Annotated in this window: 9 protein-coding genes and 1 pseudogene; 4 read left to right on the top strand and 6 right to left on the bottom strand. The window is 69.9% G+C overall.

Going from position 1 to position 13,968, the window contains the following annotated elements:
• Window positions 1-130: 130 nt before the first annotated feature.
• Entirely contained in the window at window positions 131-1,420 is a 1,290-nt protein-coding gene (locus STSP_RS29775; protein ID WP_067284112.1) for an LCP family protein, read from the bottom strand.
• Window positions 1,421-1,581: 161 nt separating this feature from the next.
• On the opposite strand from STSP_RS29775, the pseudogene STSP_RS29780 reads away from it, so the two are divergent.
• Window positions 1,582-1,848, top strand: a pseudogene (locus STSP_RS29780) (acyl-CoA thioesterase); the annotation flags it as partial.
• A gap of 87 nt (window positions 1,849-1,935) precedes the next feature.
• Here the strand turns inward: STSP_RS29780 and STSP_RS29785 are convergent.
• On the bottom strand, window positions 1,936-3,441 hold the full coding sequence (locus STSP_RS29785; RefSeq protein WP_232789846.1) for an LCP family protein: 1,506 nt from the start codon (window positions 3,439-3,441) through the stop codon (window positions 1,936-1,938).
• Window positions 3,442-3,675: 234 nt separating this feature from the next.
• Here STSP_RS29785 and STSP_RS29795 point away from each other — a divergent pair, with 234 nt between their 5' ends.
• Entirely contained in the window at window positions 3,676-4,689 is a 1,014-nt protein-coding gene (locus tag STSP_RS29795; RefSeq protein ID WP_067284115.1) for a glycosyltransferase family 2 protein, read from the top strand.
• A gap of 100 nt (window positions 4,690-4,789) precedes the next feature.
• Here the strand turns inward: STSP_RS29795 and STSP_RS29800 are convergent, their stop codons facing one another.
• From STSP_RS29800 to STSP_RS29815, 4 genes are all read right to left on the bottom strand, one after another.
• Complete coding sequence (locus STSP_RS29800; RefSeq protein WP_067284116.1) at window positions 4,790-6,463, bottom strand: LCP family protein; 1,674 nt, start codon at window positions 6,461-6,463, stop codon at window positions 4,790-4,792.
• A 69-nt stretch (window positions 6,464-6,532) separates the two neighbouring features.
• The gene (locus tag STSP_RS29805; protein WP_067284117.1) at window positions 6,533-8,269 is read right to left on the bottom strand and encodes an LCP family protein; all 1,737 of its coding nucleotides are present in this window, start codon (window positions 8,267-8,269) and stop codon (window positions 6,533-6,535) included.
• A 222-nt stretch (window positions 8,270-8,491) separates the two neighbouring features.
• Entirely contained in the window at window positions 8,492-9,688 is a 1,197-nt protein-coding gene (locus STSP_RS29810; protein ID WP_067284118.1) for an LCP family protein, read from the bottom strand.
• A 235-nt stretch (window positions 9,689-9,923) separates the two neighbouring features.
• A complete protein-coding gene (locus STSP_RS29815) occupies window positions 9,924-10,679 on the bottom strand; it encodes a TIGR03089 family protein (RefSeq protein WP_067284119.1) in 756 nt (251 codons plus the stop codon).
• A 138-nt stretch (window positions 10,680-10,817) separates the two neighbouring features.
• Between STSP_RS29815 and STSP_RS29820 the strand changes: the two genes are divergently transcribed.
• Entirely contained in the window at window positions 10,818-12,416 is a 1,599-nt protein-coding gene (locus STSP_RS29820; RefSeq protein ID WP_232789847.1) for a peptidoglycan recognition protein family protein, read from the top strand.
• A 197-nt stretch (window positions 12,417-12,613) separates the two neighbouring features.
• On the top strand, window positions 12,614-13,696 hold the full coding sequence (gene manB / locus STSP_RS29825) for a mannose-1-phosphate guanylyltransferase (RefSeq protein WP_067284121.1): 1,083 nt from the start codon (window positions 12,614-12,616) through the stop codon (window positions 13,694-13,696).
• Window positions 13,697-13,968 lie beyond the last annotated feature (272 nt).

Raw genomic sequence — 13,968 nt, forward strand, 5'->3', positions numbered from 1 at the left:
ACGAGGGCACCAACCAGGTCCAGCGGATCGTGATGTCCCGCAACCTGCCGTAAGGAACAGCACGTGAGAGGGCCCCCGCCGAGTAGCTCGGCGGGGGCCCTCTCACGTGCTGTGCGGACTTGCGGACGGCTCAGTCGCCCGACACCGTCACCTTCTCGTCGTTCTTCAGCTCGTTCACCAGCGTCTTGACCTTCGCGGTGTCCCACTGGAGGTTGCCGTTCGCGGCATTGCCGGAGAGCGGCATGTTCATGGACGTGCCGTCGCCGCCCGTGATGCCCTTCATCGCCCAGAACATCGACGCCAGATCGAACAGGCTCATGTCCTTGTCGACGACCAGCGTGTCCAGGCCGGCCCCCATCGTCGGATACAGCTTGAAGGGGTTCAGGACCGTCGACGGGGTCGCCGCCTGGCTGGCGAGGGCCGCGAGGAACTTCTGCTGGTTCTTCGTACGGTCCAGGTCGCTGCCCGCGAACGCGTACCGGGTGCGGACGAAGGCCAGGGCCTGCTCGCCGTTGAGGGTCTGCTTGCCCGCCTTGAAGTCGGCGCCGGAGTTCTTGTCCTTGAACGCCTTCGGGATGTCCATCTCCACGCCGCCGACCGCGTCGACGATCTTGGCGAAACCGGCGAAGCCGATCTCCGCGTAGTGGTCGATGCGCAGGCCCGTGTTGTACTCGACGGTGCGGACCAGCAGTTCGGGGCCGTCCTCGGCGTACGCGGCGTTCAGCTTCACCTGGCGGCCCGTGCCCTGGTAGGTCTTGCCCGACTCGGAGCCCACGAAGGTCGGGATCACCACGTTCGAGTCGCGAGGGAGCGAAATCAGCGTGTTCCCGTTGCTGCCGACGTGCAGGATCATCATCGAGTCCGTGCGCTTGCCCTCGGCGGAGCCGGTGTGGAGCTTCTTCTTCTCCTCGGCGGTCATGCCCTCGCGGCTGTCGGAGCCGACGATCAGGTAGTTGGTGCCCTCGCCCTCCGCGGGCCGGTCGATGACCTTCGAGAGGTCCACCTCGCGCTTGAGCTTGGAGTCGGCCCAGAAGTACGTGCCGATCGAGACCGCGAGCAGGACCACGACGAGGGTGAGCGAGCCGACCTTTATTCGGCGCCGCCAGTTCGGCCTGGGCCGCGCGGTGCCGTAGTAGTCGTCATCGTCGCCGCCCCGGCGGCCGCCGCCCGAGCCGTAGACCTGGCCCGTGTTGTAGCCGCTGTCGTATCCGTCCTGATAGCGCTCGCCGTTTCCGTACGCGGGCTGCGCCGGGACTCCGCCGCGCGGCGGAGCCGACGGGCGGGGGCCGGGGACCTGGCCGCGCTGGACATGGCGCATCACGCGGGCGCCCTCGGGTTGTGCGCTCGCGCTGCCGCGTCCGTAGCGGTCGCCGCCGCTGTCACGGGTGTCGCCGGTCCATCCGCCTGGCCAATCGCTCATGCGGCCCAGTGTGCAGTCTCCGCCTGTGTGTCCCACAAGGTCGGGTGGAAAATCACACCAGGGCTGTTGCAGAGCTGACACATATACGCCCGGCATAAGGTGGAGGCCATGACAGACCAGGCCCACGGCCCGGAATCAGAAATTCCGGGCGCCATTCCCTCGGCCGGTCCTCGATGGAGGTCGGCGTCCGGATCATGGCCGAGCGCTGGAACGAGTCGACCCCGGCCCAGGTCGGCTCCGCGTACCTCGTCTTCGCGGCCGTCGACGCCGACGGCAAGCCCCGTGTCGTACCGCCGGTGATCCCCGAGACCGAGCGGGACAAGCGCCGCTACCAGGAGGCGCAGATCCGGCGCACCCACCGGCTGGCGCGCCACCGCGCCATCAAGGAGCTGCGCGACCGGCGGGCGGCCGAGGGCTTCGAGGACTGAGGCTCCACCGGGCCGGCGCTGCGACGCGACCGGGCCGGCACTGTGATCACCGGGCCGGCACGGTGATCCACAGGTCCGGCGCTGCGATCAGGGGCATACGACCTGGTCGCCGGTGACCGCCGAGAACTTGTCCGGCTGCAGCTCCTCCTCCTCGGCGCGCACCGGCTTGACCTGCTTGAAGTCCGCGCCCGCGATCACCTTCAGCAGCGAGCCCTGGCCCTTGACGGGACGCAGCTCGCTGCCGGGCAGCGCCGCCGCGAGGGTCTTCGCCGAGCGGTCCCAGCGCGGGTCGTACGTGACGATCGTGCGCTTCACGGTCCGGCGCTCCGCGTTCACCGGCGCCTTGGTCGTCACGAAGCCGGTGGCGCGCAGGGCGCTGTCGACGCGGCGGCCCAGGCCGGACAGGGTCGTGCCGTTCTCGACCTGTACCCGGATCTGCTGGGGTGCGACGTCGACGAGCGTCGCCCGGGGTTTCGCGCGGGGCGCGGTCAGAGGCTTGTCCTCGCGCAGCGCCTCGAAGATCTTCTCGGACTTGGCGGTGTCCCATTTCAGCGTTGAGCCGACGCCCTTCAGCTGCTCGCTCCCGCCCACCGGCACCGTCGTGAACTCCGACGACTTCGGTGAGAAGCGCCGCATCGCATGCCCCAGCGCGAGCATCTCGTTCGCGCCGAAGCCCTTGTCCGCACGCACCGAGTCGAGCACGGCCCGCGAGACGTCGCGGAACTTCACCGGATTCAGCAGGATGTCCGACGACGTGGCCTTGGCGATCACCGCGGCGAGGAAGCGCTGCTGGCGCTGCATACGGCTCAGGTCGGATGCCGCGTCGATGTACCGGGACCGCACGTACTGCAGCGCCTCGCCGCCGTCCAGGGTGTGGGTGCCAGGGGAGAGGTCGAGCCCGGTGTGCGAGTCCCTGAGCCGTTTCGTCGTGCAGATCTGCACCCCTCCGAGCGCGTCCACGGTCTTCATGAAGCTCGTGAAGTCGACCTCGACATAGTGGTCGATCTTGAGGTGCGTCATGTGCTCGACGGTACGGACGGTCAGCTGCGGGCCGCCCTCCGCGTACGCCGCGTTGATCTTGACCGGGTGGGAGTGGTGTTTCTCGCCGGTGGTCTCGTCGAAGTGCGCGGGCATCTCGGCGTACGAGTCGCGCGGCAGGCTCACGATGCTGGCGCGCTTCCGGTCCTGCGAGATGTGCACGATCATGATCGTGTCCGTGCAGTGGCAGGGGGCGCCGCCCAGCCGGTACTTCGCCTTGTCCTCCCAGGAGAGCTTGTCGCGCTCGTCCGTGCCGACCAGCAGGAGGTTCATGCCGTGGCCCGGGGCGGGCCTGTTCTTCATGTCCTTGAAGGGGTCGACCCGCTCGATCACCCCCTTGTCCATGCTGGTGACCAGCGCATGCCCGATCCCGGCCGAGGCGAGCACGACCACCGAGAGCGTGGTCACCGCCCGCATCGCCCACTGCGGCCGCCGCCTGCGCCGTCCGGTCCCCGGAGGCTCGGGTGCCGGCGCGGGCCGCCTGCTCCGCGACGGCTGCGGCTTCGGCTGCGGGCGGCGCTGCGGACGGGCGGGCGAACTGGACGGCGTGGGCACGAGGGGGTACCTCCGCAGTACGGTCGGGGAGACCGAGACGGCCGGTGGATCCCGAGAACGGTACGGCGATACGAATTGCGGCCTGGGGTAATGGCCTGGACGGCGCGCGTCCCTGTCCCCCGTTCGCGGTAACGTGGCCCTCCGATGTGCACATCCCGGGGCCCTGACATCGGCGGCCGCCGCCGCGGACCCTGGTCCCCGGACCCCGGTATCCCCGACGTGACGCAGGAAGACATGACGCACCCTCCCGCCGTATCCGTGATCATGCCCGTCCTCAACGAGGAGCGGCATCTGCGCGGAGCCGTCCACGCCATCCTCGCGCAGGAGTACGAGGGCGAGATGGAGGTGGTCATCGCGCTCGGCCCGTCCACGGACCGCACCGACGAGATCGCCGCCGAGCTGGTACGCGAGGACCCCCGGGTGCACACCGTCCCGAACCCCACGGGCCGCACGCCCGCCGCGCTGAACGCGGCGATCAAGGCGTCCCGGCACCCGATCGTGGTCCGCGTCGACGGCCACGGCATGCTCTCGCCGAACTACATCGCGACCGCCGTCCGCCTCCTGGAGGAGACCGGCGCGCAGAACGTCGGCGGCCTCATGCACGCCGAGGGCGAGAACGACTGGGAGCACGCGGTCGCGGCCGCCATGACCTCGAAGATCGGCGTCGGCAACGCGGCCTTCCACACGGGCGGCGAGGCGGGTCCCGCCGAGACCGTGTACCTGGGCGTGTTCCGCCGCGAGGCGCTGGAGCAGCAGGGCGGCTACAACGAGGAGTTCATCCGCGCCCAGGACTGGGAGCTGAACTTTCGTATCCGTGAGGCGGGCGGCCTCATCTGGTTCTCGCCGGAGCTGAAGGTCTCGTACCGCCCGAGGCCGTCGGTGAAGGCCCTCGCCAAGCAGTACAAGGACTACGGCCGCTGGCGCCATGTCGTCGCGCGCTACCACCAGGGCTCGATCAACCTGCGCTACCTCGCTCCGCCGACCGCCGTGTGCGCCATCGCCGCGGGGATCGTGGTGGGCGCCGCGCTCACGCCGTGGGGGTTCGTGATCCCCGGCGGTTACCTGGCCGCCATCGCGGCCGGGTCGGTGCCCGCGGGGAAGGGCCTGCCGCTGAAGGCGCGGCTGCAGATCCCCGTGGCCCTCGCCACAATGCACATGTCGTGGGGCTGGGGCTTTCTGACCAGCCCGCGGTCGCTGGCGAAGAAGGTCATCGCGTCGCGGCGGCCGGCGGTCGTCAGCGAGGCCTGATTCCGGTCGTCCGGCGGGCATGACCTGATGCCGGTCGTCCGGCGGCCCTCGGTGCGTACCGAGAGCCGCCGGAGCCGGGCCCGGTCACGGCGTGGTCCGGTCACCGCCAGGTGAAGGCCGGGTTCACGTGCATGCAGGCCTTGTCGTTCGCGCCGTTGAGGAGCTTGGCCGACGTCGGGGCCTTGTCGTCATCCGCCGTGGCCTCGTACGTCGTGCCCTCGCGCCAGTCGGCGCCCACGACCAGCGTGACGCCGGAGACCTGCGTCGACTTCTCCACCGAACTCAGCGGAATGCCGAGGGACTTCGCGACCGCCTGCGCGTCGCCCTCCAAGTCGGCGCTCGGGTAGCGCACGACCGTCCTGTCCTCGGTCAGCAGCACTGACGAGTCGGCCGCCGCCTTGGTGAAGCCCTTGCCGACGAGGAGTTGCGCCACCGCGTTCGCGCGCCCGCCGACCGGGCCGAGCTCGGCGGTGCGGGTTCCGTTCTGGACCTGCACGCCGATCTCGGCGTCGGCGGCCGCCGGGTCCTTCGAGGCCTCCTCCTCGGATGACTTCTTCTTGTCCTTGCCGTCGAGGGCGATGTCCTCGCGGACCAGGCGGAACAGCTTCTCGGCGTCACCCGGCTTCGGGATCACGCGTGCGCCGACGTACTGGAACGGCATCGTGGTCATGGTGATGCGGCTCGGCGAGACCTCCTTCAGCTGGTTGCCGAGGCTGAGCAGCTTCGCGACGCTGCCGAGGCCCTCGTCGACGGTCAGCGCGTCCGTCGCCTCCTCGGCAAGCCTGCGCAGCTTGTTGGGGCTGCTCAGCGTGGCGTTCTCACGCAGCTCGCGGACCATCGAGCTCATGTACATGTGCTGCGCCTTGGAGCGGGCGATGTCGCTGCCGTCCTCGAAGCCGTAGCGGGTGCGCAGCCACTGCAGCGCCTGCTTGCCCTTGACCGCGGTGGTGCCCTTCGTCAGCCTCAGGCCCGAGCCGTGGCCCTGCCTGTCCTTGGAGTGGATGTTGGCGTCCACGCAGACCGGAACGCCGCCGATGGCGTCCGCCATCGACACCACACCGGCGAAGTCCACCATCATGAAATGGTCGATGTGGATGCCGGTCAGCTGCTCCCAGGTGGCGACCGTGCAGCCGGGGCCGCCGCGGCCGAGCGACTCGTTCGTCATCAGGCGCCCGGTGGTGGCCGGGTACACCGTCCCGTCGTCCGGGTCGGTGCACTTGGGCATCTGCAGGAGGGTGTCGCGCGGCATGCTGATCACCGACATGTTGCTGCGGTCGGCGGACAGGTGCAGCAGCATCTGGACGTCCGCGAGGGGCTTGGCGCCGAAGGTCTCCTTGGCGCCGCCGAGCTTCTGGTTCTCCTTGGTGTCGCGCGCGTCCGAGCCGATGAGCAGGATGTTCAGCGGGGTCTGGCCCGCAGCGTTCGCCTTCGCCTTGGCGGGCCTGTTCTTCTCGTCGCCGAGATTGAGCTTGTCCTTCTTGATGTTGCTGTTCAGGTGCTCGTAGTACAGATAGCCCGCGCCCGAGGTGCCGAGTATCAGCACCGCCAGGACCGTGGCGAACCAGCGCAGTATCCGGCGTCTGCGGCGGGGCGGCCGTGGCCCGCCCGCGCGACGCCGGCCCCCACCGCCGCGCCGGCCGTGCTCCCGCGGCTCGGACCCGGGCTCCTCGTCCCCCGGTCCCCGGCCTTCGTACAGCGTCTCGTCCCAGCCGAGCGCTTCGGCGTCCCGGACGCGTGGCCGCGGTCTCTCTCCGCGTACGCTGCTCTGCCTCATGCCGTGCCCTCCCCACCCCTGTGCCTCGTACAGCGGCCGTCCTGTCAGACGCAGGACGGCCGCTTCAGGTCACTTGGCACACACTGTTTTGTCCGCTTGGACGTTCTGGACTCCGTCCGTCGCCTTCGACGGATCGTCGGCCGTCACGCCGGCACCCTTGTAGTCCTTGCCGAGCACCAGCTTCATCGCCGGCAGGCCTTGCGCGGTCGTCTCGCTCTCCCCCGGCTTGAGCTGAGACGCCGTCAGACCCATGATGTCGGCGAGCTTGCGCGCCTGGTCGGCCTGGTCGGGCGCGTACTCGAGCGTCGTCGTCTTCTGGGTCTGGTCCGCGTTGCCGAGCTGGCTGGACTTGAGCACGCCCTCTTCGTTCTGCAGCCAGGTGAGGGTCTCCTGGGCGGAACCGGCGGGGGCGCCGCCGTTGTAGATGTTGACCCGGACGTCGGAGGCGGCGGAGCGGGAGCCCTTGAGGCGGGCCGCCACCTTCGCCTTCTCCTGCTTCTTCACCTTGGTCAGCGAGATGTCTTCCTTCATGTAGGCGAACAGCGTCTTCGCCTTCGGCTCTACGAGCGACACCGTCGCGCCGTCGCTGTTGTCGACGACCGGCGCCGTGGCGAAGGTGAGGTTCTTGGTGTTGACCTTGCCGATCTCCTGGCCCAGCGCGGCGAGCTTCTTGATGTCCGCGATCTTGGAGTCGACCGTCAGCGCCTTGGTGGCCGCCTCCGCGAGGTCGATCATCTTCGACGGGCTGGTGAGCGTGTCGTTCGACTTCAGCTTGCGCATCAGCGAGCTGAGGAACTGCTGCTGCAGCTGGATACGGCTCAGGTCACCGCCGAATCCCACGGAATGGCGCGTACGGACGAAGGCGAGCGCCTGGTCGCCCTTGATGGTGTGCTCGCCCTTGGAGAGCTTGAGGTGCGAGTCCGGGTCGTCTATGTCCTTGGCGAGACAGACCTCCACGCCGCCGACCGCGGTCGTCAGCGTCTTCACCGCGTTGAAGTCGGCCACCATGAAGTGGTCGATCTCCAGGCCGGTGAGCTCCGTGACCGTGCGCATCGTGCAACTCGGTGTGCGGCCCTCCTGGCCGAGGCTCTCGTTGAAGCGGGTCTGCGACGTGCCCGGAATGTCCTTGGTGGTGCCGTCCTTCTGCGTGGTCGGGCAGTCCGGGATGTCCACGATCAGGTCGCGCGGAATGCTCAACGCGGTGGCGTTGGTCCGGTCCTTGGAGACGTGCAGCAGAATCGTGGTGTCGGCGTGACCGACGCTGCCGGAGTCGCCGTAGCCCTCGTTGCCTTTGCCGGTCCGTTTGTCGGTGCCGATCAGCAGGATGTTGATCGCCCGGTCCTTGCTGAAACCGCCGGTGCCCGCGCCGTCGTCGGGGAGGGCGGTGATGTTGTCGTTGAGGTGCTCGTAGTAGAGGTAGGCGGCCCCCGCGGTGCCGACGAGGACGAAGGCCATGATGCCTCCGGTCCAGATCAGCGCCTTCTTCGTCCTCGACTTCTTCGGCCGGCCCTTGCGGCGGCTCGGGGCCGGCTCGGGCGGGCGCCGCCTGCGCGGTCCCGGCACCTCGGGGCTCGGAGCCGGCGGGGTGTCCCGGACCGGGGCGGTGCGCCCTCGCGGGGCGGCAGGGGCGCCCGCGGGCGAACGCACCTGGGCTCCTCGGACCGCGCCGGATCTCCGCGGGCCCGGAACGGCCGACTGCCCAGCGGAGGGGGTCAGTCGCAGTTCGTAGTCGCCGGTGTCGGGATTGAGTACCCACTGGTCTGCGGGATCGATGTCGTCCGCCCGCCAACGGCCTTGCGCGTCCACGGTTGTCTGAGTCCTCCGTCGGGGCCACGCGGCGCCTTCCCCCCTCAAAAGGCGCTCGGTCAGTCGGTGAAACAGTGCGCGACCTCGTGGCCTGATGCACCGGATCGCTCACACTATCCGTCCAGTTCAGCGTCCAGCGACGGCGGTGACAAATTCCACGTCCCTACAACCGGGCAATCCGGTGCAATTCCTTGAAGCATTTTCACGCGGTTGGCGAGCGCTTTACCCGCAGCCGTCATCGGCCGCCGTGTTCCCGCGAAATGTGGAGGGCGGATGCGTGGCCCCTTCGTCCGCTTCGTCCTCGTCCGACCGGGGTGCCACGGTCACCGGTGCGTCCCTGCGGAGCTCGGCGAAGAGGTGTTCTGCTGCAGGTTCGACCAGTTGGTCCCGGTTCGCGTCATATGCGTAGGCTGTCCGGGGAACCGTAAGGAACTGCACGCGTTCCGTGGGGATGTCGCGCATGCTTCGCACCAACTCGTAAAGACCCCGCAGACTTCCCAGGCCCGGATCCGTGGTCAGCGACGAGGTCGCCGCTTCCAGCACCGGATAGAGCTTCATGGGATTGAGCAGTACGTCGTTGCTCTGCAGCTTGCTGACGACGGCGCCGAGAAACTGCTGCTGGCGGTCCATGCGCTGGGTGTCGCTGCCGCTGCCGACGCTCTTGCGCGCACGGACGTAACCGAGGGCCTGCTCGCCGTTCAGCCGCTGCCGGCCCGCCTCCAGCTTCACGTGGGCCTCCGGGTCGTCGATCGGCTCCGCGAGACAGAGGTCCACGCCGCCCAGCGCATCGACCATCTTCGTGAAACCGCCGAAGTCCACGACCACGTGGTGGTCGATGCGTATGTCCGTGAGTTTCTCGACGGTCCGGATCGTGCAGGCCGCACCGCCCGCCTCGAAGGCCGAGTTGAACATCGTGAACACCGGCTTGGTGCTGGTGCCGTCCGGCTTGTGGCAGCTGGGCACGTCGACCATCAGGTCGCGGGGTAGGGAGACGGCGGTCGCGCTCTGCCGGTCGGCGGCGAGGTGCAGCAGGATCGTGGTGTCGGAGCGCGCGGTGCCCGAGTCCCTGCCGTACTTGCTGTTGCCCTCGCCCGCGCGGGTGTCGGAGCCGATCAGCAGGATGTTCTGCGCGCCCTGCACCGACGGCGCCGGGCGCTCCTTCTCGTACCGCTTGAGCTCCTCGGCCGTCTCCATGTCCTTGGTGATGTTGCCGTTGAGCTTCTCGTACACCGCCCATCCGGTGCCGCCCGCGGCCAGGACGAAGACGGCCGTGCCCCAGGCGGTCCGCCGCAGCCACCGCTTCCGCCGCTGCCGCGCCCGCCCGCCGGCGGCCGAGGCGCCCGGGCCCGGGCCCGGCGCCCCTGGTGCTTCGCCGTCCGGTCGATCAGCTCCGGAAGGCGTGCCGGCGGTGTCGGTCACGTCTGCCTCCACCCCTCGTGGCGTCCCCTGGCGTAGGTGGTGCTTCTACGACCATGACGCGTGGCGGCGGCGGGGGCCTGTGGATCAAGGTTTCCGCTGGACCGAACGGGTGAGCCCGAATCAGCCCGTCTGGGGGCACGTCCCAGCGTTAGCTGGGGGGTTTGAGGACGAGCCCGAAGGGCGATCCGGGGGTGCGGGGGCGGAGCCCCCGGCGGGCGTCAGCGGGCCGCGGGTGTCAGCGGGCCGTGGTCGTCACCCGCTCGCTCTCGACCCGCTTCGCGAGACCCTCCGCGCCGAGCCGGTCCACGTGCCGGCACAGGACGACGGAGCCGCCCGTCGCCAGCGGCGCGTACAACCCGGCGCTCAGCCCCTCCCACGTGTCGTACGGCAGCGTGGACAGCAGACGCGATCCGGGACCCGTCAGCCCGAGACCGGCCGCATCGCCGAGGGCGCGCTCGACCACCTCGGCCCCCGACAGCTCCGCCCCGGCGACGATGAGTGCGGGCTCGTCGGGGTCCACGGGCGCGTACGGCGTGAAGCGGTCGCCCTGGCTCGGCACCTCCACCGCGTAGTCCATGAAGCCGTCAGGGGTCCCCGGGAACCGCCCGCCCAGTGGACGCAGCGCCAGCGCCACGCGTTCGCCGGAGCAGGCGCGCGCCGCGTCGAGCGCGTCGGGACCGCTGACGACGAGGTCGGCGGCCGACGGGTCGCCGCCCACATCCGCGAGGACGCCCACCGACGAACAGGCCAGCAGCCACACCGCCGTCTGCCAGTGCGCGGGCAGCAGCAGCGCGAGCCGGTCGCCCGGCTCCGCGGCGAGGTCGCCCTGCAGCAGATTCGCGGTCTTGGCCACCCAATTGGCGAAGGTGGCCACGGACAATTCGACGCGTTCGCCTGTGGCGTCGTCGTAGAAGGTCACCAAGGGGCGCGCCGGGTCCGCGGCGAGCGCGGATCGCAGCAGGTCGGCGGGGGTGCGATCGGTGGCGTTCACGCCGCAAGGTTACGCGTCCCGAGGGCGAAGCCGTGCGCCCGGCCGGGGGATTGCCGGTCCTGCGGGTGCTGATTTTCAGCCGACGGGCCGTCAGCTTTCCATAGACAGAAATATCCCGCTATGTACACCATCACCTGCATGCGTGGAATCCTTGCCTCCGCCATCGGCGTCACATGCGCGACAGCTCTCGCCCTTCCGTTCACTCTTCCGTCCTCCGGCGCCCAGGCCGCCCTCGTCACCCCGCTGGGAACCGGTCCCCTGACGCGCCCTCACGGCGTCGATCGGGAGTCGTCGGTGGAGGGCGCCCCGGGCGCTCCGGGTGCCCCGGGGGTCCCGGGGCACCCGACAGCCCGTTTCCCTGCCTCCGGCGCCCAAAGCCTGTCCGTCCCGGACGAGTCCAGCGAGTCCATCCGGTCCGGGGAGTCCATCCGGTCCGGGGAGTCCATCCGGTCCGGGGAGTCCATCCGGTCTGGGGAGTCCATTCGGTCCGCGGAGTCCGTCCCGTCCGGGGAGTCCATCCCGGGCAGCACCCAGTCACTGCCGCTCGCGCCTCTGGCCTCCGCCCGCTCCTTCGGCCCCCGTGCCCGCTCCCTGGGGTTCGCCGCCGGTACGTTCGGTTCCCGGGCTACCGCTCAGGGCCTGCCGGAGCGCGACGTCCGGCGCTTCTCGCTCGTGGGCGTCGTCTGGGACAACCCGGACACCGAGCTGCACGGCCGGGTCCAGGTGCGCACCCGGGCCGTCGGCACCACCGCCTGGTCCAGCTGGCAGGACCTGGACATCCACAACCTCGAGCACGCCGCCGACACCGGGAGTGCCGAGCGTGGTTCGCGACGGGTGCGCGGGTCCACCGCACCACTGTGGGTGGGCGCTTCGGACGGCGTGGAGGTCCGCGTGAGCCCGGAGGCCCCGGCCGACGGGCATGACGCGCAGGAGGGCGCGCAGGCTAAGGCGCAGGATGACGCGCAGGCTGAGGCCCAAGACGGCGCGCAGCATGGCGCGCGGCATGGCACCGCGCTTCCCGAGGGCCTGCGCCTCGAACTCGTCGACCCCGGCGACGAGTCGCCCGCAGAGGATGCTCCCGACTCGCCCAGCCCGGCCGGCCGCAAGACCGGTGCCGCACGCGCGAATCCCTACATCGGTCCCCGCCCGCGCATCATCACGCGCAAGGGCTGGCGGGCGGACGAGAAGCTCAGAGAGCGCGAGTTCCTCTATACGAAGACTGTGCAGGCGGCCTTCGTGCACCACACCGCAAGCGGCAACAACTACCGCTGCTCACAAGCCGCTTCACTCATCCGCAGTATTTATCGCTACCACGTCAAGAGCAACGGATGGCGTGACATCGGCTACAACTTCATCGTCGACAAGTGCGGAAACATCTACGAGGGCCGCGCCGGAGGCGTGGAGAAGCCCGTCATGGGCGCACACACGCTCGGTTTCAACACCAACAGCATGGGCATCGCCGTCCTCGGCACCTTCACCAAGTCGAAGCCGCCCGCCGCGGCCGTCACGGCCGTGGCCAGGCTGACCGCATGGAAGCTCGGTCTCTTCGGCGCCAATCCGTTGGGCACCACGGTTCTCACGTCGGGGGGCAGCAACAAGTACAAGAAGGGGAGGAAGGTGAGACTCCGCGTGGTCTCGGGGCATCGGGACGGCTACCTCACCGAGTGCCCGGGTGCCGCCCTCTACCGGCAGCTCGGCCGACTCCGGATCACCTCCGCCCACTATCAGGGTCGCTGACCTGGGAACACCGCGGCCTGGGAACACCGCACCACTGCGGTGCACGACCGCACACGGCGCACGCACACCGCGGAGGCATACCGCGGTCGCACTCCGCGTGCCGGACGGAACAGCTGCACGGTACGACCGCACGGTCTGCATACACTGGCCGGCCGAATGACTTTTCGGCCGGCCCCAGCAGGAAGCAGAGACGACAGGTGACTGAAGCGATCCTCCTGGTCGGCGGCAAGGGCACACGGCTGCGTCCGCTCACGATCAACACACCGAAGCCGATGGTCCCGGCGGCGGGCGTCCCATTCCTCACTCACCAACTGGCCCGCGCCAGAGCCGCGGGCATCGAGCACATCGTCATGGCGACCTCGTATCTCGCGGAGGTCTTCGAGCCGTACTTCGGCGACGGCTCCCGCCTCGGACTGCATCTCGAGTACGTCACCGAACGGGAGCCGCTGGGCACGGGCGGGGCGATCCGCAACGTCGCCTCGCGCCTCCACTCCGGCCCGGACGATCCGGTGCTGATCTTCAACGGCGACATCCTGACCGGACTGGACATCCCCGCCCTGGTCGCGGTGCACCAGTCGTCGGGCGCGGACGTCTCCCTGCACCTCACGCGGGTCGAGGACCCACGGGCGTACGGTCTCGTCCCCACCGACGACACCGGGCGGGTGACGGCCTTCCTGGAGAAGCCGCAGACGCCCGAGGAGATCGTCACCGACCAGATCAACGCGGGCGCGTACGTGTTCCGGCGCTCGGTCATCGACACGATCCCGGCAGGCCGCCCCGTCTCGGTGGAACGCGAGACGTTCCCCGGCCTGCTGTCTGCCGGAGCCCACCTCCAGGGCATGGTCGACTCCACGTACTGGCTGGACCTCGGCACCCCCCAGGCCTTCGTACGCGGCTCGGCCGACCTCGTCCTCGGCCGGGCCCCCTCGCCTGCGGTCCCGGGCCGCTGCGGCGACCAGCTGGTGCTGCCGTCGGCGCGGGTGGCGTCCGACGCCAAGCTGAGCGAGGGCACGGTGATCGGTGAGAACGCCCTGATCGGCGAGGGCTCCCGGATCTCGGGCAGCACGATCCACGCCGGCGCCGTCATCGAACCGGGCGCGGTCGTCACGGACTCCCTCATCGGCGCGGGAGCCCGCGTCGGCGCCCGCACGATCCTCTCGGGCGTGGTCGTGGGCGACGGCGCAACCATCGGCGCCGACAACGAACTGAGGGAGGGCGTCCGAGTGTGGTGCAACGCGACCCTCCCAGCAGGGGCGGTCCGCTTCTCGTCGGACCAGTGAGTCCCGTACCGCGCGCGTTTGTGGGCAGGCGTTCCGCAGGGCGGAACGGGTGGGCACAAACGCCCACGGAGCCGCACCCGACAACGAAACCCGGGACCCCGAGGGGCCTGGGGCGAAGCCCCAGTTTTCGGGAAGGGGCGGGCTGGGGGAGAAAACACCGCATACCCTCAGAGGGCACAACGCCAACCCCAAGGACCCACCCGTGGCAGGCCGCTTCACCCCCCGCCCCCCCGTCACCCGCACAACACTGCGCGGCGGCGACACCGCCATGC

The sequence above is a fragment of the Streptomyces jeddahensis genome, from assembly GCF_001642995.1.
Taxonomy (GTDB): domain Bacteria; phylum Actinomycetota; class Actinomycetes; order Streptomycetales; family Streptomycetaceae; genus Streptomyces; species Streptomyces jeddahensis.

Excerpts from the sequence above, each read along its gene's own strand:
- STSP_RS29775 (WP_067284112.1), bottom strand. The coding sequence starts at position 1,420 with ATGAGCGATTGGCCAGGCGGATGGACCGGCGACACCCGTGACAGCGGC.
- STSP_RS29795 (WP_067284115.1), top strand. The coding sequence starts at position 3,676 with ATGACGCACCCTCCCGCCGTATCCGTGATCATGCCCGTCCTCAACGAG.
- STSP_RS29800 (WP_067284116.1), bottom strand. The coding sequence starts at position 6,463 with ATGAGGCAGAGCAGCGTACGCGGAGAGAGACCGCGGCCACGCGTCCGG.
- STSP_RS29820 (WP_232789847.1), top strand. The coding sequence starts at position 10,818 with ATGCGTGGAATCCTTGCCTCCGCCATCGGCGTCACATGCGCGACAGCT.